The organism is Methylomonas rhizoryzae, assembly GCF_008632455.1.
GTDB classification, from domain to species: domain Bacteria; phylum Pseudomonadota; class Gammaproteobacteria; order Methylococcales; family Methylomonadaceae; genus Methylomonas; species Methylomonas rhizoryzae.
Genome location: NZ_CP043929.1, coordinates 3,664,527 through 3,689,735, shown reverse-complemented (window position 1 = coordinate 3,689,735; position 25,209 = coordinate 3,664,527). Strand labels below are relative to the sequence as shown.

The 25,209-nt window shown below is 53.5% G+C and carries 23 protein-coding genes; 18 read left to right on the top strand and 5 right to left on the bottom strand.

Annotated elements, in window-relative coordinates; translation table 11 throughout:
* The 3 genes from F1E05_RS16425 to F1E05_RS16415 form a co-directional block, all read right to left on the bottom strand.
* The gene (locus F1E05_RS16425; protein ID WP_150050358.1) at positions 1–1,539 is read right to left on the bottom strand and encodes a nickel-dependent hydrogenase large subunit; all 1,539 of its coding nucleotides are present in this window, start codon (positions 1,537–1,539) and stop codon (positions 1–3) included.
* Between the two features lie 2 nt (positions 1,540–1,541).
* Positions 1,542–2,483 carry an NADH-quinone oxidoreductase subunit B family protein gene (locus F1E05_RS16420; protein ID WP_150050356.1) on the bottom strand — a complete coding sequence of 314 codons (942 nt, stop codon included), beginning with the start codon at positions 2,481–2,483 and terminating at the stop codon, positions 1,542–1,544.
* 388 nt (positions 2,484–2,871) lie between these two features.
* Complete coding sequence (locus F1E05_RS16415) at positions 2,872–3,492, bottom strand: arylesterase (protein ID WP_150050354.1); 621 nt, start codon at positions 3,490–3,492, stop codon at positions 2,872–2,874.
* On the opposite strand from F1E05_RS16415, the gene F1E05_RS16410 reads away from it, so the two are divergent.
* Together F1E05_RS16410 and F1E05_RS16405 are read left to right on the top strand one after the other, a co-directional pair.
* The gene (locus F1E05_RS16410) at positions 3,491–4,180 is read left to right on the top strand and encodes an ABC transporter ATP-binding protein (protein WP_150050351.1); all 690 of its coding nucleotides are present in this window, start codon (positions 3,491–3,493) and stop codon (positions 4,178–4,180) included. The two genes, F1E05_RS16415 and F1E05_RS16410, sit on opposite strands and share 2 nt — an antisense overlap.
* The gene (locus F1E05_RS16405) at positions 4,177–6,663 is read left to right on the top strand and encodes an ABC transporter permease (protein ID WP_150050349.1); all 2,487 of its coding nucleotides are present in this window, start codon (positions 4,177–4,179) and stop codon (positions 6,661–6,663) included. Before F1E05_RS16410 ends, F1E05_RS16405 begins: the two co-directional genes overlap by 4 nt.
* A gap of 61 nt (positions 6,664–6,724) precedes the next feature.
* Here the strand turns inward: F1E05_RS16405 and F1E05_RS16400 are convergent, their stop codons facing one another.
* Entirely contained in the window at positions 6,725–7,543 is an 819-nt protein-coding gene (locus tag F1E05_RS16400; RefSeq protein WP_150050347.1) for a hypothetical protein, read from the bottom strand.
* Positions 7,544–7,751: 208 nt separating this feature from the next.
* On the opposite strand from F1E05_RS16400, the gene F1E05_RS16395 reads away from it, so the two are divergent.
* The 10 genes from F1E05_RS16395 (at position 7,752) to F1E05_RS16345 (ending at position 18,350) form a co-directional block, all read left to right on the top strand.
* A complete protein-coding gene (locus tag F1E05_RS16395; protein WP_150050345.1) occupies positions 7,752–9,065 on the top strand; it encodes a sigma-54 interaction domain-containing protein in 1,314 nt (437 codons plus the stop codon).
* 9 nt (positions 9,066–9,074) lie between these two features.
* A complete protein-coding gene (locus F1E05_RS16390) occupies positions 9,075–10,007 on the top strand; it encodes an HDOD domain-containing protein (protein WP_150050343.1) in 933 nt (310 codons plus the stop codon).
* Positions 10,008–10,059: 52 nt separating this feature from the next.
* Entirely contained in the window at positions 10,060–11,457 is a 1,398-nt protein-coding gene (locus tag F1E05_RS16385) for a serine/threonine protein kinase (protein WP_150050341.1), read from the top strand.
* A gap of 53 nt (positions 11,458–11,510) precedes the next feature.
* The gene (locus tag F1E05_RS16380; RefSeq protein ID WP_150050339.1) at positions 11,511–12,074 is read left to right on the top strand and encodes an FHA domain-containing protein; all 564 of its coding nucleotides are present in this window, start codon (positions 11,511–11,513) and stop codon (positions 12,072–12,074) included.
* 3 nt (positions 12,075–12,077) lie between these two features.
* Entirely contained in the window at positions 12,078–13,508 is a 1,431-nt protein-coding gene (locus tag F1E05_RS16375; protein WP_150050337.1) for an FHA domain-containing protein, read from the top strand.
* Positions 13,490–14,356, top strand: a complete 867-nt coding sequence (locus tag F1E05_RS16370) for a PP2C family protein-serine/threonine phosphatase (protein ID WP_232056683.1) — start codon at positions 13,490–13,492, stop codon at positions 14,354–14,356. The genes F1E05_RS16375 and F1E05_RS16370 overlap by 19 nt, the downstream gene beginning before the upstream one ends.
* A gap of 195 nt (positions 14,357–14,551) precedes the next feature.
* The gene (locus tag F1E05_RS16365; RefSeq protein WP_150050333.1) at positions 14,552–14,764 is read left to right on the top strand and encodes a cold-shock protein; all 213 of its coding nucleotides are present in this window, start codon (positions 14,552–14,554) and stop codon (positions 14,762–14,764) included.
* A gap of 390 nt (positions 14,765–15,154) precedes the next feature.
* The gene (locus F1E05_RS16360; protein WP_150050331.1) at positions 15,155–15,418 is read left to right on the top strand and encodes an RNA recognition motif domain-containing protein; all 264 of its coding nucleotides are present in this window, start codon (positions 15,155–15,157) and stop codon (positions 15,416–15,418) included.
* A gap of 133 nt (positions 15,419–15,551) precedes the next feature.
* A complete protein-coding gene (locus tag F1E05_RS16355; protein ID WP_150050329.1) occupies positions 15,552–16,739 on the top strand; it encodes a DEAD/DEAH box helicase in 1,188 nt (395 codons plus the stop codon).
* 759 nt (positions 16,740–17,498) lie between these two features.
* Entirely contained in the window at positions 17,499–18,350 is an 852-nt protein-coding gene (locus tag F1E05_RS16345) for a restriction endonuclease (protein WP_150050327.1), read from the top strand.
* Positions 18,351–18,681: 331 nt separating this feature from the next.
* Here the strand turns inward: F1E05_RS16345 and F1E05_RS16340 are convergent, their stop codons facing one another.
* Positions 18,682–19,812: a fatty acid desaturase family protein gene (locus F1E05_RS16340; RefSeq protein WP_150050325.1), complete on the bottom strand. Its 1,131-nt coding sequence runs from the start codon at positions 19,810–19,812 to the stop codon at positions 18,682–18,684.
* Positions 19,813–20,347: 535 nt separating this feature from the next.
* Between F1E05_RS16340 and F1E05_RS16335 the strand changes: the two genes are divergently transcribed.
* The 6 genes from F1E05_RS16335 to F1E05_RS16310 are packed head-to-tail and all read left to right on the top strand — an operon-like array spanning position 20,348 to position 25,179.
* Positions 20,348–22,240: an ATP-binding cassette domain-containing protein gene (locus F1E05_RS16335; RefSeq protein WP_150050323.1), complete on the top strand. Its 1,893-nt coding sequence runs from the start codon at positions 20,348–20,350 to the stop codon at positions 22,238–22,240.
* Positions 22,241–22,243: 3 nt separating this feature from the next.
* Complete coding sequence (locus F1E05_RS16330; protein ID WP_150050321.1) at positions 22,244–22,756, top strand: hypothetical protein; 513 nt, start codon at positions 22,244–22,246, stop codon at positions 22,754–22,756.
* Between the two features lie 7 nt (positions 22,757–22,763).
* Positions 22,764–23,204 (top strand): universal stress protein, encoded by a 441-nt coding sequence (locus tag F1E05_RS16325; RefSeq protein ID WP_150050319.1) that lies wholly within the window; start codon positions 22,764–22,766, stop codon positions 23,202–23,204.
* The gene (gene cobU, locus F1E05_RS16320; protein WP_150050317.1) at positions 23,197–23,718 is read left to right on the top strand and encodes a bifunctional adenosylcobinamide kinase/adenosylcobinamide-phosphate guanylyltransferase; all 522 of its coding nucleotides are present in this window, start codon (positions 23,197–23,199) and stop codon (positions 23,716–23,718) included. Before F1E05_RS16325 ends, cobU begins: the two co-directional genes overlap by 8 nt.
* Before the next feature lies 1 nt (position 23,719).
* Positions 23,720–24,760, top strand: coding sequence for a nicotinate-nucleotide--dimethylbenzimidazole phosphoribosyltransferase (gene cobT / locus F1E05_RS16315; protein WP_150050315.1), 1,041 nt, complete (start codon positions 23,720–23,722; stop codon positions 24,758–24,760).
* A 5-nt stretch (positions 24,761–24,765) separates the two neighbouring features.
* Positions 24,766–25,179, top strand: coding sequence for an NINE protein (locus tag F1E05_RS16310; protein ID WP_150050313.1), 414 nt, complete (start codon positions 24,766–24,768; stop codon positions 25,177–25,179).
* The last annotated feature ends 30 nt before the right edge of the window (positions 25,180–25,209 follow it).

Sequence of the window (25,209 nt, the reverse complement as noted above, 5' to 3'; positions counted from 1 at the left end):
TCACGGCCGGATGCTAATCCGGGTATCGCTGTCCAGCATGTGGACCGTGCAAACCAAACAGGGGTCGTGCGAGCGGATAATATGGCCGACTTCGACCGGGTCGTCCGGGTTATCGATTTCAAGGCCCAACAGGCTGCTTTCCCAGTGGCCGTGGCGGCCTTCGCTGTCTTTGGGCGAAGCGTTCCAGGCGGTGGGCGTTACCACTTGATAGCGGCTGATCAGTCCGTCCGTCACTTGTAGCCAGTGCCCCAGCCCGCCTCGGGCGGCAGTTACCAAGCCGTAGCCTTCCCCGTCGGGAAATTCGGAACTGTGCGGCGGAATGATATGCGGGCTGCCGGAGCGTTTGCCGAGTTCGCCCAAAATTTCCCGCATATCGGCCAGCAACTTGGCGGTGCGCCGCAAGCGCGCGAATTGTCTGAGCCAGGCGCTGCCTTTTTCCGATTGATAAAACGAAGTAATCAAAGGGTCGCCGTCTATCAAGGCATCGGCCAGCGGACCGGTTTGTACGACGTTGTCCTGATAGCGCGGTGCTTTGCACCAGGTGTAACGGTCGGTATGCGGTTGATAATCCGGGATGGTTTGGCCTTGAAACGGATGGCGTCCGCCGGAATATGGTTGAAACCAGCTAAAACGCACGTGTTCGCTAACCTTGGTTTGGTCGAAAGGTAGAATTTGGCCGCTGTCGCCGTTTAAAAAGCCGGCCCGATAGCGCCGGTCGCGTAACGCGGACGGTTTGTCGCCTTGTTCAGGATGGTCGTAAGCGCCGTAGCTGAGCATGTGCGGCGTGCCGAAGCCCAAACGTTGCAGGCCGATGTCACGGCCGATGCGGGTAAAAAGGCCGATGGCGCTGTCGGAGTGGCCGGGCTTGCCGTCCAGCCAATTGAAAAACTCACTATTGGTTTGTATGGCTAACCATTGATCCAGCTCGGTGGCGATGATACGGGTTTCGAACCACTGTATGGCTTTGTTGAGTATGGATAAACTATTGAGGACATGGCGAGGGCTGGCCGGGCTGGTGACGCCGCCCGGCAGCATATACGAGGAATGCGGCCATTGGCCGCCGAATAGCGCTACGATTTCGACCATTTGCCGGGAATATTCCAAAGCGCCTTTATGCGCCCAACCTTTAAATGGTAGAAACGCCGACACGGCCGTTTCGTACCAGGGGCGGCCGGCGTATTTGGAATGGCAAAAATCCGCAGTAAAAAATAAAAACGATTGGCGTAAATCGCTTTGCACGGTTTCCGCCATCAGGCACAAATTGCGAATGTGCAAGGCGGTGGCCGGCACCTGGAGATTCGCCAGCTGTTCCAGGGCCAATACCGCGGCGTTGAGTTGGGCTGTGCCGCAGATGCCGCAAATTCGCGGGGTGATCACCAATGCATCCATCGGTTTGCGGCCTATCATGATTTGTTCGAAACCTCGATACAGCGAGCCTATACAGCGGGCGTCGACGACCACGCGGTCTTGCAAGGTCAATTCGAAGTCCAAGTCGCCTTCGACCCGATTCAGTTCGATACGCACGACTCTACTGCTCATGATTAGGTATCCATTTTTTTGTTAAGCACTCGCTCCGGAGCGGCATCGTGAGCCAAGCTTTTATAAGCCATGTAATTGGCCCGTTCCACGCCTAACGGCAAGTTTACCGGAATCGGCCCGATTTTTTCCGTAAGGAATAAGTCTCTGTCCAGCGGAAAATCCGGAGAGGTGCAACCGAAGCACGGAACGCCGGCCCGGGTTTTGCTGTTGCGGCCGTTCCACAGTTCGCTATTGCACACCGCCATGGTCATGGGGCCTTGGCAGCCTAGGTTGAAAAACATGCAGGCGTTGCCGCCGAACGAGGTGTCTTCCACGTCGTACTCGTGATATTCGTTCCGGGTACAGCCCTGATGGACCGTGGTATTAAAAAACAGCTTGGGCCGATTCAGGTGATCGAGTTCCAACGGTATCCCGGTAGCCAGCATGGCCAGCGTTTTGGTCATGGTGTTAGGGTGAGTCGGGCAACCGGCCAGATTGACGACCGGCAGCCCCAGGCGCGAGCGCCAGCTATCCGCCAATAAGCCGCCGCCTGTGGTTTTATCGAATTGCAAACCCAGGCAATCGGTTGGGTTAGGCGGCGCCGAGTGTACCCCGCCGAATGCCGCGCAAGTACCGATGGCGACCAATACGCCGGCCTTTTCGGCCAAACGCCGTATCCAGTCCATTTTGGCTCGTCCGCGGTAAGGGTCGAACATGCCTGAGCCGTTGGGGCCGCAGATAATGCTGCCTTCGACGCAAAAAATATCGAGCGCGAGCTGATCGGCCAATATTGCGTCTATGGTACGTTCCAAGCTGGCAGCGGATTCTGTGGAAAGAGAGGGCTGCCAAAGAATCCTTATGCCGAAATGGTCGATCAATTCTTCTAAAGACGGGCTGTCGGCGCACAAGACGGACATGGTGTCGCCACCGCACGAGCCGGTTTGCAACCATAACAAGGATTTCATACTGCCTCCGTGCGCTTCAGGATGAGCGCTGTGGTGTGGAGTGATGAGCGTGCATTGTCGCACTTCAAATTCGTAGCGGTGTGTTTGTCAGAGGAGGCGTGAATATGTCCCGCTAGGTTGTGCGTGCCTCCATGCGTCATCAAGCGAGCCAAACAAACACATCGAAAAGTTTAAGCCTGTTGCGCCTACGCGGTATCGACGTTACCAAAATTTTAAAGCGAACGTCATAGCGTGTGCTTGCAGCAGTGTTTGTTGTGATTTCTATTAAGGTGCTTAAGTTCGATAGGTGAATAAAATCCCCGAATTTTAAAACGAGACCGGCATAGCCGCCCGACATTTCGTGTCAAGCTGCCGCTTTTTCTTGTTACTATTTGATTATTAAGCGAGTTTACGGCTTTGCGGTGCGCAACAAGGGTTCTAAATAACGCCATACTTTTTCCGCAATCGCAGGTTGTCCCAATGCGTTCGGATGCAGGCCGTCCGCTTGCATCATTGCCGGGTTTAACGCGATATCTTCCAGAATGAAGGGTACCAAAGGCACTTCCATTTCGGCGGAAAGTTGCGGATAAATTTGGTAAAACATGTCGATATAGCGTTTGCCGTAGTTCGGCGGAATCTTCATGCCCAATAGTAATACTTCGGCCCCGCCGGCCCAACAGCGGCGAATCATTTCTTCCAAATTTCGCTTCATTTCTTTGGGAGAAAGTCCGCGCAGTCCGTCGTTTGCGCCTAATTCCAATAAAACGTATTGTGGCTTGTGCCGGGCCAGTACCGCGTCGATTCTAGCCAAGCCGCCGGCCGTAGTATCGCCGCTGATGCTCTCGTTGTTGATAACATAAGCCTTGGCTTGGCTGTTGAACTTTTGTTGCAACAAACCGACCCAGCCTGAACCGGCTTCTATCCCGTATCCGGCGCTGATACTGTCCCCCACCACGACAATCGATACCGCCGACGTCGCGTGTGCCGGGGCGATTCCCAACAACAAGGTAAACACAAGGCTATACAGCATGCATACTCTCCGATTAGAAAACGAGACTCCCGTTATTTCCACCGTGGGCTTGGGTAAGTCGGTGTTCACTGCGGAAGGCGAATTGCAAATTTTGGCAGCGGTGAATTTAACCATTAATCGCGGTGAAAGTGTCGCGATTGTCGGCGAATCCGGTTCGGGTAAAACCACGTTGTTAAGTTTGTTGGCCGGTTTGGATCTGCCGTCCTGCGGCTCGGTTAGTCTGTGCGGAAAAGACATGACCCTGATGGACGAGGACGGCAGGGCGCTATTGCGTAATCAGTGGGTAGGCTTTGTGTTTCAATCGTTTCAACTTTTACCCGGCTTGACTGCCTTGGAAAACGTAATGTTACCGTTAGAGCTGCGTGGGGACGCCAATGCGGAGCTCTCGGCCAAGGCTTTGTTGCAGCGGGTAGGCTTGGCGCAACGGCTAAAACATACTCCCCGGCAGTTGTCGGGCGGTGAACAGCAGCGGGTTGCGTTAGCCAGGGCTTTTGTCGCTCGGCCGGCGATTTTGTTTGCCGACGAACCTACCGGAAATCTGGACAGTAAGACCGGTGCAAAGATTATCGAGGTATTGTTCGAATTGAATAGCTTGCAAGGTACGACTTTAGTGTTGGTGACCCACGACAGGGCCTTGGCAAACCAATGTGATCGGGTGGTGGAGTTGGAAGCCGGGAGGCTGGTATGACGGCGCTTAAATTGGCATTTCGCCTGCTGATGCGCGACGCTAGGGCCGGCGAATTGACCTTGTTGACTTTGGCATTACTGGTTGCCGTGGGGTGTTCGACCGCGATTTCGCTGTTTGCCGATAGGATGCAGCGAACTATGACGCTACAAGCCGGCGAGTTTTTGGCGGGGGATTTGGTGTTGACCAGCTCTAGTCCTGTTGCGGAGTCCTGGCTGGGCGAAGCCGGCAATCGAGGGCTGCGACAAGCGCAAACCATCGATTTTAGCAGCGTATTGTTGGAAAATCAGGAGATGTTGCTTGCCGCGGTAAAAGCGGTCAGCGATCAGTATCCGTTACGGGGCGTGCTGAAAACGGCCGATAGCGATAGCGGGCAGGATGACGTTTCCACATCCGGCCCTTCGATCGGTGAAGTGTGGGTAGAGCCCAGAATATTGCCGGCGCTGAATCTGGCGATTGGCGATTGGCTGACCGTGGGCGAAAAGCCATTGCGAATCGCGAAAATATTGCGTTACGAGCCCGATAAAGCCGGAGATTTTTACAGTTTTTCGCCGCGAGTGATGATGAATCAGGTCGATTTAGCAGCCACTGGTGTGATTCAGCCGGGCAGCCACGTGCACTATTACTATCAATTCGCCGGCGAGGCTGGCCGGTTAAGCCAATTTAAAAACTGGTTGCAGCCGCAATTGCAGCCGTCGCAGCGAATTTTGGATATACACGAAGACCGGCCGCAATTAGGCTCGGCATTGGATAGGGCGGAACGCTATCTGGGCTTAGCCGGTGTTGCCGTGGTGGTGATTGCCGGCGTGGCAATAGCCATGGCTGCCGCACGTTATAGCGAACGACACTTCAACGGCGTGGCGTTATTACGCTGCTTGGGTGCCGACCAGTCTACGATATTCCGGTTGTACGTCGTGCAATTTTGTGTGTTAGGGGTCATTGCCAGCGGTTTGGGTTGCGCTATAGGCTGGATTGGTCAACAAGGGTTATTGCATTTTCTACGTCCACTATTACCCAAACAGTTGGCCGAGCCCGGAATTAGCGGCGTAGGCTATGGCTTTGCGATAGGTATGGCGGTGTTGTTAGGTTTTGCGAGTCCGCCCTTGTTGCGGTTACGTGAAGTTTCGCCGCTAAGGGTATTCCGGCGGGATCTGGCGCCATTGCCCGTGCGGGCCTGGCTGGTGTACGGCACGGCGCTGGCACTGGTCGCCGGCTTAGTTTGGCGCTATACCGGGGATACTCAATTGATCGTAGCAGTGTTAGGAGGTGGCGCTTTGGCTCTGCTGGTGCTTGCTCTAGTGGTTGCGATGTTGTTAAGAGCGTTGCGACTGCTGGCGCCGCGCCTGAGTCTGGCAGGGCGATTCGGCTTGTTGGGAGTGGTACGGAAAGGGCGGGGCAGCATCGGCCAAATTTTGGCTTTTTCGATTACGCTTGCGGCTATGAGTCTTAGCTTTAGCGTCCGCAACGATGTGTTGGAGCAATGGCGGCAACAATTGCCGGAAAAGGCGCCGAATCATTTCGTATTGAATATTATCCCGGAACAGCGCGATGCCTTGCAGGCCGAGCTTAATGCAGCAGGTATAGAAGCGAGCCGAATGTATCCTGTAATACGCGGCAGACTGGTGGCAATAAATGGCGAAGCCGTTCAGAAACGCGTCAGCAAAGATAGCCGAGGGGAAGCCGCCACCCACCGAGAGTTGAGCTTAACGTGGACGGAGCGGCTACCGGACGACAATACCCTCGTTCGAGGGCAGGCTTGGCCAGTTGAGGCGGAGCCCGGCTGGGTTTCCGTAGAAGAAAAGTTGGCGCAAAGCCTGGCCATTCGAGTGGGGGACGAGTTGCGATTTACGGTTGGGAGCGAGCAAGTGCATGGCCGGGTGGCAAACATTCGCAGTTTACGGTGGGATACCATGAAACCTAATTTCTATATGATTTTCTCGCCCGGCAGTTTGGATGGATTTCCTAGCACCTATTTGACCAGCTTTTACTTATCCCCGGAAGCAAAAGCCGTGCTGCATACAATCGTCAAACGTTTTCCTTCACTTACGATTTTGGAAGTGGATCAAATTGTTGCGCAAATAGCCGATATTTTGCGGCAGTTGAGCAAAGCGATCGATTTAGTGCTTTATTTTGCCTTGCTTGCCGGATTTACCGTGCTTTTTGCAGCGGTATACGGCACGCTGGACGTTCGGATGCATGAGGCAGCGCTAATGCGCGCCTTAGGTGCTGGACGTGGCTGGTTGCACTTGGCGCATGCCATAGAGTTTGGAATCATAGGCTGGATTGCCGGCTTGCTTGCCGTGATGTTGGCTCAGGCCGTATTGTATGCGCTTTATGCCGGGGTAATGCATTTACCGTTCAAAGTTGACGTTATGCCATTTATTTTGCTACCCGTCGGCGCTGCGGGCATGGTGACAATTGCCGCATATTGGGGATTGCGTCAGGTAGTAAGACAATCGCCGTTATTAGTGTTGAGGCGGTTCTAAAAATAAAAAAGGGCGGCAAAGAACGGATCGGTTACTTTGCCGCCTAGCCCAGCGGGTGTGACTAAATCGAAACGAGCGCATGCTGCATTCGTTTGTAGGTTAGACCTGTTAAACCGAAAATCAACAGCGCGAGTGTGGCGGGTTCGGAAATTTGTGACGGCAAGATAGGATCTGCCCAAATTGCATCGTTGGCGCAATTCATTGTCCAGTGAACGTCGAATTTACCCGAGAAGCCGGCGAACGCGAGTAAAGGAATGGCCGCTTCGATGACATAATGGGTGTCTTTGTAATATTGCCCCATGTTTTTAAATCCGATGCCGTTATAGACCAATTGGCCTATTGCGATGTCGGTTCCGGATTTAATCGAGGTCGGATGTTGAGTGTCCGGGTTGTTCGGTGCGTAGTTTCCATCGGCATCCCATAGTCCGTAGTCCCACGCTACATTATTACTGTATACGTGGCCTTGGTTAGGTCCGGTGGTTTGAATGCCGAATTCGTAACTCCCGTCTTGTCCGAAATCGATAGCGAAATCGCCGGGGCCGAAACTGTTGTGTAGAGGGTCGTTAGGCGTGTTAGGGGATAAGCCGGTGATTAAAGCCAGATATAGATTGCCGTCAGCGACATGCACGTACATTGCTTCGGCATCGTAAGCTTGGCCGCCGAAACCGGGGTTTAAATAAGCCGTATGTTGGTCTTCGACGTTATAGGTCTCGCCTAAAACCAGATTTAAACTTGAATCCGGAGTCCAGTCATCCGCGTTCCCGTTTTTATGCAGGCCCCAGTCGGCTAGGTTGCCATCTATAGCGATCTGAGACGCCTGAGCGGTAGTCAGGTAACAAGCGGTTAGCGTCGATAAGACAAGTAGTAGCTTCAGGTTCATAGACAGGCTCGCAGACGGAACTTTAAGTTAACTAAAGTGAATCAATATCCATGCCAACGCAATTTACCTTGGAAATTGGCGCGTGATCGCTAAAATGCAAGGCTCGGCTGTCATATCTGTCAGGTTGTGCTGACAGGTAAGGCGAATAAATCGGAAAGATGTCAGGTGAAATCGGGCGGTCTCGACGAGATAATCAAATAGCAGGACTATGTCGCAAAGTGTTTTTAAGTTGGAAGCCTTGCTCGAAACCCACGAGCAGCCATTGGTCGTAATCGGGGCCGATTTAGTTGTTGTTGCAGCCAATCGTGCTTGGGAGACGGTGTTTGCGACCGACCGTCGGGAAATAATCGGTAGACCTTGCTGCGAACGGCAAGGGAATTGCCGGCATCAACGTTTGTTTCAAACGCTTGAGCCTTATGCCGGGATTTTTAATGATACCGAGTGCGAAAGCGAGCATAAGCTGTTGAACGTAAGAGGCTATCCCCTGTTGGATGCCGACGGGCGATTGTTTTTAGCCGAGTGTCAAAGCCTTTTACACAAACCCGGTGCTACCGCGCGTCAGAGCGGCATGGTGGGCGGTAGCGATGTTTTTGTGGCGTTTAAAAATAAACTGCAACAGGCGGCTGGCCTACATGCACCGGTATTATTAATGGGCGAGACCGGAACTGGCAAAGAACTTGCTGCTGAGTTCGTGCACCGGTTTTCGCCCAATGCGGATAACGAATTTGTCATTGCCGATTGCACCGTGTTCGGCGAGGACTTGTTCGAAAGCGAATTGTTCGGCCATGAAAAAGGTGCGTTTACCGGAGCGGCGACTAGTAAAAAAGGGCTGTTCGAATTGGCGGATAATGGCACATTATTCCTGGACGAAATCGGGGAGTTGCCGTTGTCACAACAGGCTAAATTATTGCGGGCGATGGAAAGTGGTCAATTTCGTCGGGTCGGCGGCACGGTAACTTTAAAGGCTGCGGTCAGAGTGGTCTGCGCGACGCACAGAAACCTTGTCGAAATGGTGAAAAAAGGGCAATTTAGAGAAGATTTGTTTTACCGGCTATCTGTATTTCCCATCGAGATTCCGCCGCTTCGCGAACGCAAACAAGATATTCCGGCATTAACCGAGCATTTTTTACAGCAGTTTGCGCAAATGCGCGGGGCGCCGATATCGATGAGCAAAAACGGGTTGGTCAAATTGCTTCACCACAATTGGCCGGGCAACATTCGGGAGTTGAGAAATTGTTTGCAGTTGGCTAGCGGTTTAAGCCGAAACGGCAAGATCGAAGATACCGACATTCACTTTATGCGACCGCTGATAGATTCCGTAAAAGCGGATATCGGGTTTTCCGAGCAAATGGTGATTCCGAATCGCTCTTCTCGCCAACTTAGCGTTTTAGAACAATACGAAACCAACTTTATCGCCGGTTTAATCGAGAAATATCATGGAAACCGAAAACTTATTGCAGCGGAAATGAACATTAGTGAAAGAACTTTATACCGTAAACTCAGTAGGCTTAATCTCAACTAGGCGGAATGCATGCAAGCTTCGCTGATCAATTGGACCCTCGATGCGATTGACTCCGGTGCCAACGGCTTCATGCCGCCTTTGGACATGCGCGAATCGATTGCTAATATTCGCGCATTGCCGCCCTTGCCGGGTACTGCAGCGAGGATTATCGACTTGATCTCCGATCCGGAGGCCGATGTCGACAAATTGACCGAAATTATAGAAATGGATCCGATGCTGACCGCGCAAGTAGTGCGCTGGGCCAGTTCGGCTTTATACGGATACCGCGGTAAGGTTGACTCGGTCAGAAACGCCATCATCCGCGTGTTGGGGTTTAATTTTGTCTTCGACTTGGCTTTGGGATTGGCGGTATTGGCGCCGTTGAAAGCCCCTCAAGAGGGTGTGATCGGCACGCGTGCATTTTGGATGCATGCTTTAGCCAGTACCCGCTTAATGAAATTGCTGATCGAGCGCATGCCGGTAGAGTTACAGCCTAACCGCGACGAAGTGTTTATCGCCGGTTTAATTCATAATATCGGTTTTCCGTTGTTCGGCCACCAGTTTCCGGAAGAATTCGCGCATTTGCAGAGCTTAATTGCGATTAATCCGGCCGCTAATATTTACAATTTGGAAACTTTCGCGTTTGGGGTAAATCATGCGCAATTGGGCGCTTGGTTAATGAATACCTGGGGGATGCCGCGGGTACTGACCGACATTGTTTACCATCACCATAATCCGTATTATCGCGGCGACAATTATCGACTGAATTTGCTCATTTACTTGAACGACTTTTTGTTGGGGCAAATCGGCATAGGCGATGCCGCCCAACAGCCTTTTGCGGACGAATTGTGGAGCGAATTGGGCTTGCAAGCGGTACACGGCCAACAGGCGCTTGGCCAAATTCAAGCGGAGATCGCCCTACTAAAGGAAATGGCCGAAAGCATGGCTAATGTCGCCAAGTAACCTGACGCGTAGTATCCCTCGTCCGGCGGTGGTTAAGTCTTAAACAACACTAATGCGCTGCCCAGCCTGTTTTTCGCCGTTAAACCATGCTTATCCTTGTCCGTATTGCGGCTGGGGGGATACGCTCCAAGAGCAGTCCTCGATCGGCTTGCCGCAAGGCACACTGATCAAATCGCCTTATTCGGTAACGAATGTGCTGGGTCAGGGCGGTTTTGGCATCACCTATCTGGGTGTAGATGAGCATTTGCAAATTCATGTTGCCATTAAAGAGTATTTTCCAAAATCTTGGGCTAAGCGGGATATTGCTACCGGATGTGTAGGTCCTGCACAAAATGACGTAGCGGATCACTATGCGGCGGGATTAAAAGCATTCTTGGACGAAGCGCGCGTATTAGCCAAATTTCGGCAACATCAAGGCATAGTGTCGGTATTGACCTATTTTTCGGCGTTGGGTACCGGTTACATGGTGATGGAATACGTAGCCGGCGAAACGTTAAAGCACTATCTGCAGCGAGTTGGCCCGCTGGGTTGGTCAAAAACCCAGGAACTCTTTACTCATGTGCTGGATGCAGTACGTGCGGTTCATGCTAGCGGTTTCCTGCATTTGGACATTGCCCCGGACAATATTTATTTGTGTAACGACGGGCGGGTTAAGTTATTGGATTTCGGCGCCGCCCGTATCAGTGAGTCGAGTGACGATATGGCGAATGAAGCAGCAATCCGGCTGGTCAAACCCGGTTTTGCCGCGCTCGAACAAAGCAATGGAGGTTATCCGTTAGGGCCCTGGACGGACGTGTATAGCTTAGCGGCCTGTATGTATTTCTGTCTGACCGGCAACACGCCCGGCCTATCTGAAGCACAGGCGAACGCTGCGTTGCCGGCCGCTGTCACTGCGCAACTTCCCTCGCTTGCGGTAGTCGCTCTGGCTACGGCATTGGCAGCAGATCCTGCGCAAAGGCAGCAAAGCGTCGAGCGATTTCAACGTCAACTCGAAAATAGAGCGTTGCCGCAAGCCGCCGCGACTTTATTGTCCAAGCAATCGGACAAGGATGCGGTTGTGCAAACCCGGCATACTCATCGTCTATTTTGGGTCGTGGCGGTGCTGATAGGCGTGTTGCTGTTTAAATCCGCATTCGTAGATCAGCGCGAGACTTTGGAAAAAGGCCATGACGTAAACGATCCGGCGCGGGAAATTTCGCAGGTAAAGCACGAATCGGATGATCAACGGCAACAAACGGACTGGAAAAGCCTGCGCGAGCAAGAGCGGATAGCGGCGGAAAATTTAAAGAGTCGGCAAGAAGCCGCATTACGGCGCTTCGAGGAGCAGGAACGCCGGCAAAAACATCACAGTTCCGCTTCGTCCCAAAATTCCATGCCGGAACAAAACGATCATTTACGCAGTTTATGTGCCGAATGGGGGGCGACCATGGATTGCGAAATTCGGCATTAACCCGGATTGCGGTCTATCTTTTCGCTCATCAGAGCAAAGAGTGTGAGGCGATTATGAAGCTTATGCGTTGCGAATACGGACATTATTACGATGCAAGCCAGCACAGCCGCTGTCCGACCTGCGGCGTGGCGGATTTAGGCGTTCAAACTCAAGTAAGCCAATCGGCCTCCGCACGGATCGATCATGAAGTCACCCAAGTGCGCGGACAGGCGAATTCGGTAGCCGATATTGGCGTGACCGTCGCAATGGTGCGGAAAAATATCGGTATCGATCCGGTAGTCGGCTGGTTGGTGTGTGTTGAGGGGCCGGAAAAAGGCCGCGATTATCGCATCAGAAGTGAGCGAAACAGCATCGGTCGCGGCGCCGGAATGGCGATTTGTATTCAAGGCGATGAAGCGATTTCGCGCGAAAACCACGCCTACGTGAGTTTCAACCCGCGGGCCGGTACGTTTCGAATCGCTCCCGGCGACGGGAGGGGGATGACTTATTTGAACGGCAACGAAGTGGACGTACCCATGCCTCTGAATGCATACGATCGTATCGAATTGGGGCAAACCGCGTTGCTGTTCATCCCGTTGTGCGGGGAACGATTCGGCTGGGAAAATCGCGAGGACTGAGTTATGCGTTGGCTGTGGGTGTGGTGCTTGGGCTTGCTTTTCAGTTGCGTCCAAGCTCAGGAAAATGAAGCGTTTCATTTGGTGCAAGCGGTAGCGAAATTCCCGGTGATCGATGTCTGGCTGCATGTGCCGGCGCAAAACGCAGTCGTGAGCGAGCAATTTACGGCTAGCTTCGGCGAAAATTCGCTCCAGGTGATTTCGGTGGAAACCGCGGCCAGCACAGGACAAGGCGTGGGTTACATTTTTCTGGTCGACATTTCCAAGTCGATCGGCAGTCGCCAACTGGTCCAAATCAAGCGATCCCTGCATCAATGGTTTCTTGACATGGGGGAAGACGATCGGGCGGCCATCTTAACTTTCGGGCACCGCGTCAATCGCAGTTTGGAATTTACCAATGACCGGTCCAAATTAAATAACGCCGTGAACTTGCTGGCGACTACCGATATGGAAACCAGTCTTTACGAGGGATTGCTGCAGGCGATAGCGCTAGGGCGACAGCAACAAGTCGGTATGCCGGAGCGTCGGTCGATTGTCGTGCTCAGCGACGGCATCGACGACAGCTTAAACGGCGCCACAGTGGACGAGGTCTTGCAGCAGAACGGTGAATCGCAAATTCCCATTTATGCCATCGGTTTTGCGTCTCAACCGGTCAGCGAACGGGGGCGCGAAGGCCTAAAGGTACTGGCTACTCTTTCGCGCCAATCCGGCGGCCATTTTATGCAAGCCGGTTCGGCGCAATTGGATACCGCATATACGACCCAGCATCGACATATCGAACACGCTTACCGCTTGCGCTTGGAATGCCGTTCTTGCATACCCGACGGGCAAATACAGCACCTCGACGTGTCCTGGAGCGACGGAGAGCGCACCCTGAACCAGGGCTTGCAAATTCGGCTGTTGCCCAAGCCGGCCGCGCCTGGAAGTGAGGGCGAGAGCGGGGCTAAACCCAAAAGCCGCTCGCCTATGCTGTTTGCGATCGGTTTGGGCGTGTTTTTGGGCGGTGTGGTTTGGCTGTATCGGCAGCGTTTGGCTTACCCAGGATATCTACCTCATGACAAAGATGTCGCCATCGAGCCTCGGATTTCGCCTAAAGCTAAGCCCGAGGCTGTTTTACCCGAAGGAGTAAGCATATTGTTAACGGTAGTGACCGGAGCGGAGCCGGGCAAGGTCTATCGCTTTCAATTACAGGATTCGGCGGTTTTAGGGCGTGGTGTGGGGGCAAGCGATTGGCTGATCGACGGCGATGCGGAAATTTCCGCACGGCATGCCTCGATTCAGTGGGCTGCAGGCAAATTAACCCTGCGCGACTTGAATTCCACCAACGGAACTTCAATCAACGGGGTGCCGATTCGTAACGAATATCCGTTACGCAACGGAGACTTATTGCTGTTGGGACGAACAGAGCTACGTATCACGTGTCCGATTTTGAACTAGGTTGCGTCGTGCCCGGCAATTCAAGCCACATCGGGCTGCGGCGTTATCAACAAGACGCATTCGGTTTGTCCGATTTTGCGGATACGACATTCACGCCGCACGGTGGTTATTTGGCTGTCGTGGCGGACGGCATTGGCGGTTTATTGCACGGACGGGAAGCCGCGCAATTGGCGGTTTCCGCATTTTTACAACAGTACGCCGCCAAACCCGCAGAGCAAAGTATCTCGCAAGCTTTGGACGAGGCCTTGAGTGCTGCGAATCAAGCCGTTTGCCGGGTTGCGGAACAGAAGCACTGTTTGGCTTGGATGGGGACGACGGTGGTTGCTGCAGCGGTGTGGAACAACAGATTGTATTGGCGCTCGGTAGGCGATAGTCATTTATATTTATGCCGGGATCGGCGTCTGGGCTTGTTGACTATCGATCACCACTTCGCCAGAACCCTACAAAAGCAAGCGGATGCCGGGATCATCAGTCAACGCGAGGCGGAATTTCATCCGGAGCGATATTCTCTGGAAAGTTTTTTAGGCTTGGAGCCTCTGCCTTTGGTCGATACGGGTAGCACCGGCTTGCCGTTATTGCCTGGCGATTGCGTTTTGCTGTGCACGGACGGAATAGATGGCGTTTTGACGTCCGACGAGATCATCGCCTGCCTGGGCGCAGAACCGATGCGAGCGGCGCAAGCTCTATGTGATGCCGCTTTGGCTAAAGGCAACCCCAATCAGGACAATTTAACCGCAGTCGTGTTGGGATTAACCGACGCATCGCAACCGGCGGTGCGGTCGGGGGTAACGGAGCGTGCGCGAATAACGCGAGCAGTGCAATTTTTCCGCCAATTTGTGCGAGGATGAAAATATAGCTTGACATACAGTCATCGGTCTACCATACTGAGAGAAGCTCTAAAAATTAAGATTTACCCCGCTGATTCCCATTTCGACGCCACTTCCCTCGAAGCTGTAACTCGTTCTGATTTCATAAAGTAAGTTCCAATTTTACCGGCTACATTTGCCTTTTAGGCGCGTTTTTTATTTTTCAAGGACTTACTTATGTCTACAGTTACGACCGGCACCGTTAAATGGTTCAACTCCGATAAAGGCTTCGGCTTTATTCAACAACAATCCGGCCCGGATGTTTTCGTTCACTTCAGAAGCATCGTGAATTCCGGCGGTTACAAAACCCTGGAAGAAAACCAAAGGGTCGAATTCAGCATTGGCCGCGGCCCTAAAGGCTTGCAGGCTGAAAATGTCAAAGTGATTTAACGGATCCTTTTCTATTTCTACAGGTTGCCGAGTAGATTTACTCGCAACCTGTCGCTAAACGCAAAGCGTTTCGTAGCGATAAAAACCAACAGAGTTTGAGCGTTATCTTTTTGCTTGCGCTCATGGTCAAGGCAAGCCTCTGGAAGATGTGCGATGGCTTTGTGAAAGCGATTTCTATACCGCGACCGGACCGTCGCATTCGTCAAGACTTTCATAGCGATCATTACCGGCTTTGCAAAAGCATGACGGTATCGGCTTGGTTGTCCTAGCCCATTATTGTGGTTCGTTGCGTTTAGTTAACCCAATTGATCGTCTTTGTTGTTATCAAGACTTGGGTTTGGCTAAATACGTTAGCGTTTCTACCGCCTTTTCACTCACTCAGGACACATTTTGAAAAGAATATTTGTCGGCAACTTGCCTAGCGATGCGACCGAAGCCAGCGTCGCCGCCTTGTTCTCGGAATTCGGCAAAGTGCATTCCATCGAACTCGTCATCGATATGTTCAGCGGCAAATGCCGTGGCTTTGGTTACATTGGCATGGAAGGCCACGAAGCCAGAGTTGCTATTGCTAAGCTGAGCGGCGTCAAATTTGGCGGCAACATGCTCAGAGTCAGTTTTGAAAACGCCACCGGCAAGCAAGGCAAACGTCGATAGGCTAAGGCGATATTTGCTGCAACAGTTGTCCGATGCCGGACATTAGGCGAATTAGGCCGTCCGGTTATCGGTTATCCCCGTTAGGGACTAACTTTCATTGATCGGGATTTCGCTCCCGAATATCGAGATTTTCATGTCATTTTCCACCCTCGGTCTGTCCGAGACTTTGTTGCGAGCCATTAGCGAAGCCGGTTACAGTACGCCAACACCGATCCAGCAACAGGCTATCCCGCTGGTGTTATCCGGTCGCGATCTGCTCGCCGCCGCACAAACCGGCACCGGCAAAACCGCCAGCTTTACTTTACCTATTTTGCAACGTCTGACGACCAATCCCGGTACCGGCCGCAATCGGCCGGTCAGGGCGCTGATATTGACGCCAACCCGCGAATTGGCGGCGCAAGTAGCCGAGTCGGTCGTCAAGTACGGCGTCCATCAACAACCGCGGCTGAAATCGGACGTTGTGTTCGGCGGGGTCAAAATCAATCCGCAGATGCTGCGTTTGCGCGGTGGCGTCGACATCCTGACCGCGACGCCAGGCCGCTTGCTCGATCTGGTCGGCCAGAATGCCGTCAAGCTGAATCAGGTTGAAATATTGGTGTTGGATGAGGCGGACCGCATGTTGGACATGGGTTTCATCCGCGACATCAACAAAATATTAGCCTTGTTGCCTAAGACCCGGCAGAACCTGTTGTTCTCCGCCACCTTTTCCGGCGAGATTCGCCAACTGGCGCAAACCTTGCTGCGCAATCCGCTGCAAGTCGAAATCGCGGCTGAAAACGCCGCCGCCGACAGTGTCGAACAAATTGCCTACGCCGTGGAAAAACCCGCTAAAGCTGGAGTTTTGGCACATTTGATTAAAAGTAACGACTGGCGGCAAGTGTTGGTTTTTACCAGCACCAAGCATAATGCCAACCGCTTGACCGAGAAATTGAACGCCGTGCAGATCAGTGCCAAGGCCATTCACGGCAATAAAAGCCAGGGAGCTCGCACCAGCGCCTTGGCCGATTTCAAGGCCGGAGACATTCGGGTATTGGTTGCCACCGATGTGGCGGCACGCGGCATCGACATCGCCAAGCTGCCGCACGTGGTCAATTTCGAACTACCGCGCTCCTCGGCCGACTATGTGCACCGCATCGGCCGCACCGGCAGGGCGGGGCTGAGCGGCCTTGCCGTTTCCCTGGTTTCCGCCGATGAACGCAGTGCCTTACGGCAAGTGGAAAAACTGATCGGTAATAAAATCGCCTTCGGCTCGATTGCCGCTGCTGCCCCCGCTGCTCCTGCGGAAGCGATGCCCGTTCGGCCGAGTTCCGCCGGAAAATAAGCGCCCTTTGCTTTTGGGATTGAATTTGCCTGAGCCGAAATATTAATTGGCGCAGGCAAAACCCGTTGGAATCCAAGTCAACGATCATCTCGTTTTTACGCGCTACAAACAAAAACGATGGATAGTTTGGCGCTGCGGCGGAAGCGTGGAGAAATCGACCCCGTTGCGGCCCGGCGCTCGAAGTGATTCAATGGCTGCGATTTGATGTTACCGGTCACATCCGCTGACCGCCGATGACATACAGAAAAGGTACCAATATGCCGATCAATGGGATATCGTTTCGAGCAGTATTTATCGGTACATATACGGAAACGATCTAATTCCTTATCCGTTAATTTGGCGAGTCCTAGCATGGCCAATAAATGGAATATTCCTGACTGGCTCGAAAACGAAGTACGTGAAAGAAACAAGGCGTGTGTCTATTGCGGTGTCGTGTTCACGCCAGCTAAGGTGTCTCGGAGGTCGGCGGCTAGTTGGGAGCACATAATCAACGATGCCAAAATTGTTACCCGAGAGAATATTGCCCTGTGTTGCTGCGGCTGCAACGCCAGCAAGGGCCAAAAGCAGTTATCGGTTTGGCTGCACAGTCGAAATACTGCTTAACTCGTGGAATTGGCTTGGCTACAGTGGCGCCTATCGTTAAGTCAGCCATCGACAGCGGCTTGTAAATTCACACATAAGAAGGCGTTCAACACAGACACCCCGCTTTGTACACCGCTTAACTTGGCGTTATACGTCACCATTGACAACACTATGCCTATGACTTCGCTCCCAACATTTGACGATCTGATGAACCCGCTTCTGGAGGCGCTGCGGAAGCTCGGTGGTTCAGGAGCTATTGAAGAGATTTACGCTAAGACCGTGGAGATTACTGGACTGCCGGAGGAAATCCTGGCACAACTTCACGACCCCGAAAAAAGCAGCCAAACGGAAGTTGGATATCGACTTGCTTGGGCAAGAACGTACCTTAGGAAGTACGGATTGCTTGAAAACTCAAGTCGTGGTGTCTGGTCGCTAACTGAAAAAGCAAAGACTCTTGAAGCCTTAGATTCCGCAGAGGTTGTCCGCTTTGTTCGCGCTCTCGACAAAAAGGATGCCCCGAAAAAGCGACCGCCTGACGAAACCGCCCGGGAATTGTCCGAAGAAGAAAGGTGGAAAGACCAGCTCTCAGCCGTTCTTACTCAAAAGCTGGACCCTGCTGGTTTTGAGCGGCTGGTTCAGCGCATCTTGCGAGAGTCTGGGTTTATTCATGTTGAAGTAACAGGCCGCACGGGCGATGGTGGAATTGACGGGAAGGGCATTGCTCGTATCCACGGTTTTATGAGCTTTCACGTTCTCTTCCAGTGCAAGCGTTACAAGGGCTCTGTTGCCGCCGGAGAGGTTCGTGATTTTCGTGGCGCGATGGTTGGGCGTGCTGATAAGGGCTTGTTTATTACAACGGGTTCTTTCACTCCCGCTGCTGTAAAAGAAGCTACACGAGACGGTGCGCCGCCAATTGATCTTGTCGATGGCGACGAACTTGCAGAGAAACTTAAAGAGTTGGCGCTAGGGGTCAAAACCCAACTCGTCGAGCGCGTCAGCATTGATACGGCTTGGTTTGAAAATCTATGACCTATAACCCGGGGCTAGTCCGGTAGGATGCGTTAAACGACGTGCGCCGCATCGTTCGTGATCGGTGCGGTCCGTAAACTCTTTGCACCCATCTGCTGGCTAAATGTCATTGGTACTTTTGTTTGGTCCGGAGGTTTTAGCCGTTACCTCAGGATTAAAGCCCTAATCAAGCACAGTATGCCAATCGATCGTCAAATTGCTACGATTTCAACAGCGTATGCCGGCGTCCGATCAAGCGTTCGCTGCCGTGGATAAAAGCCATGTGCCCATAACAGCCTGACAAGGTCTGCCCGATAACAGCGAGGCCATGGCTTTGATTAACCGGAGAAGGTCAAGCCTGCGCCTGCGCCGGTTTCAGCATCGAGGTCTTGCCGACCATGATGTCCACCGCCTTTAACAAGCGTTTGAATACCGAATCCTGGCAATAGGGGATGCCGTGACGGGCACACAGGGCTTTGACCTGCGGTTGCAGCTTTTGATATTGGCTTAAGGGCAGATCCGGCCACAGGTGGTGCTCGATCTGGTAGTTCAGCCAGCCGTATAGAAAATCGTTGGCGTTGGAACCGGTCGGGTAATTGACCGAACCCAGAATTTGCCGCAGATAGAACTCGCCTTTGCAGTGCGCTTTTTCGTCGAAGCCCATGACGTCGTCGCCGGCGTGGTTGGGGATCATCACCAGAAAGGTATGCATGTTGGTGAGCACTTCCGCCAGGAGGGAATTCAGCAATACGCTGGTAGCGGCCACCGTGCCTAGCGGTAGAAACAGCGCCGGTAGCAACAGGAAGCGATACGCCGTGTAAGGCAATACGCTTTGCAGCCACAGGCCGCGACCTTGCGAGGTGAACAGGCTCCAGGCGCCTAGCCGGGTCATCTTCGGGGCCGGTTGATGCTGATGGCGGGCTTGTTCCAGACGCAATTCCTTGTGGGTACGCGGCGTGTAATAGCTCAGCTTCCAAACCCCGGAAAACAGCGCAACAATGGCGTACCGCAGCCACATCGGCAAGCCGGATTGGCGCAGCCATTCCATATTGTGTTGAGCGTTATTGGGATCGGCGGTTTCGCCCAAGCGGTAGTGGTGCAGAACGTCGTGTTCGTGGTGCCAGCCAGCCGGCGTCATCCAGTCCGGCCAGTCTACAAATCGGCGCCAACCCTTGGCAAAGCCCTTGCTTTTATAGCGCGGCTCGGCTTGCTTGATTTTGTCGTAGCCGCGATGCTGGATCGGATGCGCCACCTGGGTCCAGCGGGCAAAACTGCCCTGGCTGATCAACAGCGCCGATAGCGGATTCGGTGCAATCCAGGCCGTGGCGTAGCCGAGTAGCGAACAGGCCTGGCCCCAGCGTTCCATCCTCTTCATGTGGCGGAAATCTTCAGGCCCCGTGTCGGTCTGGGCTTGTCGATAGAGTTGTTTGATGTCTTTGGCAAGTTGCTCGCGATCGACGGTTTGGTAACAAGATAAACTCAAAAGAACCTCTTAGGTACGGTGCGACGGAAAATCCCAGTAATACGATTCGCTGTCGACACTGTCCCTGCGCCTTTGCCATAACGTAATCGGGTTAAGCACCCTGGACGCGCTGGAAGCTGTAATGCGAAGTGATAGATAACTGACGAAACAAGACTGAGCGGTAAGCTTTGCTAGCTCCGGAAAAGCATAAAAACGGCTTGGGCGATGCCCTTGTTACAAGGGTTTGCTTAAATCGCTTTTTCGATCCGCGCCGTAAGCAAGGCAGCCCTTAATTTTACTTCAATCATTGGCAAAATGCCTGAATCCGAAATGACTGGGTTGTTTGTGTCGAATACCTGTTTTTGCAGAACAGGTATGGCGCGAGCGAGCAGCCGAGTAAACAGGGCAGAAGGCAACTGAAGCGACGGCGTAGCGTTTTGGCCTGCTTAGGCGGCAATGGTTTGGCGGTGTAGCGCAAATTCCTTCGTTAGCTTGCCGTTCACACGATAAAATCTGTCGGGCTTTTTTGCCTCATTTGTTATTAGACACCGTTCAAATGCTCAATTTCAAAAACATCGCCATTCGCCGGGGTAGCCGTTTACTGTTCGATGGCGCGTCATTTACCATTCATAGCGGCCAAAAAGTCGGTTTGACCGGGGCAAACGGCGCCGGAAAATCCAGTTTTTTCGCGCTACTGCGGCATGAATTGCAGGCCGACGCCGGTGAGTTTTCCATGCCGCCCAATTTGGAAATAGCCCACGTGGCGCAAGAAACGCCGGCGCTGCCGGTTTCGGCTATCGATTATGTGTTGGACGGCGATCGTGAATTACGCCGTCTGCAGCGGCAGCTCGACGAAGCCGAGCAGGCACACGACGGCATACGCGTGGCCGAATTGCACGTTGCATTGGAACAGGCCGACGGCTATAGCGCGCAAGCCCGCGCTTCGCGTTTGCTGAACGGCTTGGGCTTTTGCACCGAGCAGGAAGCTAGGCCGGTCAGCTCGTTCTCCGGCGGTTGGCGGATGCGTTTGAATTTGGCGCAAGCCCTGATGTGCCGATCCGACGTTTTGCTGTTGGACGAGCCGACCAACCATTTGGATTTGGATGCGGTGATGTTTTTGCAGGATTGGTTGGTCAAATATCCCGGTACCTTGCTGCTGATTTCCCACGACCGCGATTTTTTGGATGCGATTACCGACCACATCATTCATATCGAGCAGAACCGAGCGGACATTTATACCGGCAATTATTCGGCTTTCGAGCGGATGCGGGCGGAAAAATTGGCGCAACAACAAGCGGCGTTCGAAAAACAGCAACGAGAAATCGCCCACATGCAAAGCTTTGTCGACCGGTTCCGGGCCAAGGCAACCAAAGCCAGGCAGGCGCAAAGCCGCATCAAGGCGTTGGAGCGCATGGAGTTGATCGCCCAGGCCCACGTCGATTCGCCGTTCAACTTTGCGTTTCCGCCGCCGCGAAAAATGCCGAATCCTTTGTTGAAACTGGAGCAAGCGGCAATCGGTTATCCCGGAAAAGTGGTCATCGACAACGCCGGCTTGTCGATTTCGCCGGGCGACCGCATAGGCTTGTTGGGGCCGAACGGTGCGGGCAAATCCAGCTTGATCAAGGTGCTGTCAGGGCAAATGCCGCCGTTGTCCGGGCAACTGCTTATTGCGCAGGATCTGAACATCGGTTATTTCGCCCAACATCAATTGGAATTGCTGCGCTTGGACCAAACTCCATTATGGCATTTGCAGCAATTGGATAAACAGGCGACCGAAAAGGATTTGCGCAATTTTTTAGGCGGATTCGATTTTCGCGGCGATAAGGTCAACGATCCGGTCGGGCCGTTTTCGGGTGGAGAAAAAGCCCGCTTGGTGCTGGCGATGTTGGTTTATCAGAATCCCAATCTGCTGCTGTTGGACGAGCCGACCAACCATCTGGATTTGGAGATGCGCCATGCCTTGACGGTCGCTTTGCAGGACTATGAAGGCGCATTGTTGGTGGTATCGCACGACAGGCATTTGCTGCGTTCGGTAACCGATACGCTGCTTCTGGTAGCCAACGGTAAACTGACGCCTTTCGACGGCGATTTGGACGACTACAAACAGTGGTTAGCCGAACAAAAACGCAGTGCGCCGACACCGGAACAGGCAGACGGCAGCAGCGACAATCCCGTGTCGCGCAAAGACCAACGCAAGCAGGACGCCGAGCGGCGGCAACGTTTGAAACCTTTGACGGATGCGGTTAAAAAAGCCGAAGCCGCCGTGGAAAAATACCACCGGGAACAACAATCTTTGGAAGTGGAATTGGCCGAACCCGCGCTGTACAGCGACGAGAATAAAGAAAAATTAAAACAATTGCTCAGCCGAAAGAACCAAGTCGACAGCGCGCTGGAACAAGCGGAACTGGATTGGATGACGGCAGAGGAAAATTTATCGCAAGCGGAGTGACACATGTACGAGTTGGCGCAACTGTTCTTTCAAATCGCCATTTTTCGGCTAGGGCCGCAAGACGTTCCGGCCTCGCCGCTGGTGTTGAAACTAGTGATACCGGTTTATATAGCGATTAACTATTTGGTTTTATTGTTAAATGGCGCAACGGCCGGCGCGGTGTTGCAAATTGGCGTGGATTTTCTGTTAATCGCCGGTTTTTGCTGGCCCTTGCTGTTTTTTTCGGGTAAGCCGGCCCGCTTTCCGCAAACCTTCGCGGCGATGTTAGGCGTGGATAGCGTGATCAGTTTCTGCGCCTTGCCGGCCGTCGCCACCTTGAATACGCACGCCAACAATTTGGCCTATTTTTCGATGCTGGGTTTAGTGTTGTGGCACTGGTTGGCCAGCGGACATATCATTCGTCATGCTTTGGACAGATCGTTGTTTTTCGGATTGGGGCTGGCCTTGCTATACATGATGCTGTCGTCGCAAATCATGACGGCATTGTTTCCGGAAATTTCAGGCGCTACGCAATGAGGTATTTATGAATTTATATAAACGCGTGTTATTGGCGGTGGACTTCTCCGATCACGGTAAAGCGGTGACGGAAAAAGCACGACAGTTGGCTCTGCAAAATCAGGCGGAACTTTGCATCGTGCACGTGGTGGAAAACCTGCCGGTGACCGATGCCGCTTACGGGCCGATACCTTTCGATGTGGACATGACCCAGGAATGGATGGATGCGGCAAAAGCCCGGCTGAACGCGCTAGCTACCGAATTGGAGGTGCCGGCCGAGCGGCAATGGCTGGAATTGGGCAGCCCGAAATTGGAGATCGTGCGGGTCGCCGAGGAAAATGCGGTCGATTTGATCGTCGTCGGTTCGCACGGTCGCCATGGTTTGGCCTTATTGTTAGGTTCGACCGCCAACGGCGTGTTGCACCACGCTAAATGCGACGTGTTGGCGGTCAGATTGCAAGATGATTGAGCTGGTGTTGGGCGGCGCTCGTTCCGGTAAGAGCCGTTATGCGGAACGGCAAGCCGCGGCCAGCGGTTTAAACGTGGTATATGTCGCCACCGCCGAGGCCGGTGACGCCGAAATGCGAAGCCGTATCGACAAACATAGAGCCGGCCGCGATCCGGCCTGGCTTACCGTCGAGGAACCTTTGGCGCTGGCTGAAGCGATTCGCCGCCATGCCGATGCCGCAACGCTGGTGCTGGTCGATTGTTTGACCTTATGGTTGTGCAATGCTCTGTTCGATCGTGACGGCAATGTGCAAGACCAGCATTATCGGCACGAAAAGGCCGCTTTGTTGCAGTGCGCGCGCGAGTGCGAATCCGCCGTGATTTTAGTCAGCAACGAGGTCGGCATGGGTATCGTGGCTGCGGATGCGATGAGCCGCAGATTTGTGGACGAAGCCGGTTTCCTGCACCAGGAATTGGCGGCCGTTTGCAGCCGGGTGACTTGGGTGGCAGCCGGGTTGCCGCAAAGGCTCAAGTAAAATGTACGGCTATAGTCAGATTATCGCGCCTGTCGAGGCCAGCGGCTTGCAGCGCGCCCAAGACAGACAAAATCAATTGACCAAGCCTGCCGGTTCATTGGGCAAGCTGGAAGCCTTGGCCGTGCGTGCGGCAGCCATGCAAAACACCGATAAACCCGGCTTCGACAACATCCGGGTCAGTGTGTTTGCCGCCGATCACGGCATTGCCGCGGAAGGCGTTTCGGCGTTTCCGCAAGCGGTGACCGCGCAAATGGTCAAAAACTTCGCCGCCGGCGGGGCGGCGGTCAACGCATTATCGCGTTACCTGGCGGCCGGATTCGAGGTGGTGGACGTGGGTTTGTTGGAGCCGGTAGATCTGCCGCAGGTGCTTGCCTGCCGGGCCGGGTGCGGCACTCGAAACTTTAAGGTGGAACCGGCCATGAGCGAAGCGCAATTGCAAGTGGCCTTGCAAGCCGGCCGGGACGCGGTAGGCCGCGCGCTGGCGCATCGGGCGCAGCTTTTCGTCGGCGGGGAAATGGGCATTGCCAATACCGCTAGCGCCAGCGCTATCGCCGCTGCCTTGTTGAATTTACCGGCTGCTGAAATCACCGGTGCGGGCACCGGCTTGAGCTCGGCGCAAATTCGGCATAAAGCCCAGGTCATCGAACACGCGTTGGTTTTGCACCGGCCGGCGTTAACCGATGCTTGGCAGGTATTGCGGTGCGTGGGCGGCTTCGAGATCGCCGCACTGACGGCGGCTTATCTGGAGGCCGCGTCGGCACGTTTGCCGGTGATGGTCGACGGCTTTATCAGCAGCGTGGCGGCCTTGTCGGCGGCGACTATTCAACCGGTCTGCAAGGATTGGTTTTTCTACGGCCACCGCTCGGCGGAAAAAGGCCATCACACGGTATTGAATGCGTTATCCGCAGAGCCGATTTTGGACCTGGGGATGCGGTTGGGGGAGGCTAGCGGCGCGTTGGCGGCGGTGCCGGTTTTACAAATGGCGTGTCGGCTGCACGGCGAAATGGCCACGTTTACACAAGCAAATATAACAACGGGATAATAACAATGCTTGGGCATATAGAAAGTTACGACGAACGCTGCCAAACAGGAGTCGTTAAACACGAAGATAGGTTTTACGAATTTCATATCGACCACTGGACGTCGCAAGAAGCGCCGCGGGTCGGCGACGATGTGGATTTCGACCATGAAAACGGCGAGGTTACGGAAATCGGCCCGGTAGGGGCTTATTTAACCCAGGTGAAACCGGTTAAAAATCATTTGATTGCCGCTTTGTTAGGTATCATCGGCGGCGGCTTCGGCTTACATCGTTTTTATTTGGGCTTTTGGGGCTTGGGTGTCACGCAGATTGCCGTGACGGTCATGTTCGGCGGTTTCGGTTTTGTTTGGGGTTTTATCGAGGGCGTGTTGATTTTTACCGGCCACATTCGCAAGGATGCTAAAGGCCGGCAGTTGAAATAAACCGAATCAGGCATACACTACGATTTCGAT

What these genes read in the sequence shown, in the direction of transcription:
- F1E05_RS16425 (WP_150050358.1), bottom strand. Translation starts at nt 1,539, where the DNA reads ATGAGCAGTAGAGTCGTGCGTATCGAACTGAATCGGGTCGAAGGCGAC.
- F1E05_RS16420 (WP_150050356.1), bottom strand. Translation starts at nt 2,483, where the DNA reads ATGAAATCCTTGTTATGGTTGCAAACCGGCTCGTGCGGTGGCGACACC.
- F1E05_RS16410 (WP_150050351.1), top strand. Translation starts at nt 3,491, where the DNA reads ATGCATACTCTCCGATTAGAAAACGAGACTCCCGTTATTTCCACCGTG.
- F1E05_RS16415 (WP_150050354.1), bottom strand. Translation starts at nt 3,492, where the DNA reads ATGCTGTATAGCCTTGTGTTTACCTTGTTGTTGGGAATCGCCCCGGCA.
- F1E05_RS16405 (WP_150050349.1), top strand. Translation starts at nt 4,177, where the DNA reads ATGACGGCGCTTAAATTGGCATTTCGCCTGCTGATGCGCGACGCTAGG.
- F1E05_RS16400 (WP_150050347.1), bottom strand. Translation starts at nt 7,543, where the DNA reads ATGAACCTGAAGCTACTACTTGTCTTATCGACGCTAACCGCTTGTTAC.
- F1E05_RS16395 (WP_150050345.1), top strand. Translation starts at nt 7,752, where the DNA reads ATGTCGCAAAGTGTTTTTAAGTTGGAAGCCTTGCTCGAAACCCACGAG.
- F1E05_RS16390 (WP_150050343.1), top strand. Translation starts at nt 9,075, where the DNA reads ATGCAAGCTTCGCTGATCAATTGGACCCTCGATGCGATTGACTCCGGT.
- F1E05_RS16385 (WP_150050341.1), top strand. Translation starts at nt 10,060, where the DNA reads ATGCGCTGCCCAGCCTGTTTTTCGCCGTTAAACCATGCTTATCCTTGT.
- F1E05_RS16380 (WP_150050339.1), top strand. Translation starts at nt 11,511, where the DNA reads ATGAAGCTTATGCGTTGCGAATACGGACATTATTACGATGCAAGCCAG.
- F1E05_RS16375 (WP_150050337.1), top strand. Translation starts at nt 12,078, where the DNA reads ATGCGTTGGCTGTGGGTGTGGTGCTTGGGCTTGCTTTTCAGTTGCGTC.
- F1E05_RS16365 (WP_150050333.1), top strand. Translation starts at nt 14,552, where the DNA reads ATGTCTACAGTTACGACCGGCACCGTTAAATGGTTCAACTCCGATAAA.
- F1E05_RS16355 (WP_150050329.1), top strand. Translation starts at nt 15,552, where the DNA reads ATGTCATTTTCCACCCTCGGTCTGTCCGAGACTTTGTTGCGAGCCATT.
- F1E05_RS16345 (WP_150050327.1), top strand. Translation starts at nt 17,499, where the DNA reads ATGACTTCGCTCCCAACATTTGACGATCTGATGAACCCGCTTCTGGAG.
- F1E05_RS16335 (WP_150050323.1), top strand. Translation starts at nt 20,348, where the DNA reads ATGCTCAATTTCAAAAACATCGCCATTCGCCGGGGTAGCCGTTTACTG.
- F1E05_RS16330 (WP_150050321.1), top strand. Translation starts at nt 22,244, where the DNA reads ATGTACGAGTTGGCGCAACTGTTCTTTCAAATCGCCATTTTTCGGCTA.
- F1E05_RS16325 (WP_150050319.1), top strand. Translation starts at nt 22,764, where the DNA reads ATGAATTTATATAAACGCGTGTTATTGGCGGTGGACTTCTCCGATCAC.
- cobU (WP_150050317.1), top strand. Translation starts at nt 23,197, where the DNA reads ATGATTGAGCTGGTGTTGGGCGGCGCTCGTTCCGGTAAGAGCCGTTAT.
- cobT (WP_150050315.1), top strand. Translation starts at nt 23,720, where the DNA reads ATGTACGGCTATAGTCAGATTATCGCGCCTGTCGAGGCCAGCGGCTTG.
- F1E05_RS16310 (WP_150050313.1), top strand. Translation starts at nt 24,766, where the DNA reads ATGCTTGGGCATATAGAAAGTTACGACGAACGCTGCCAAACAGGAGTC.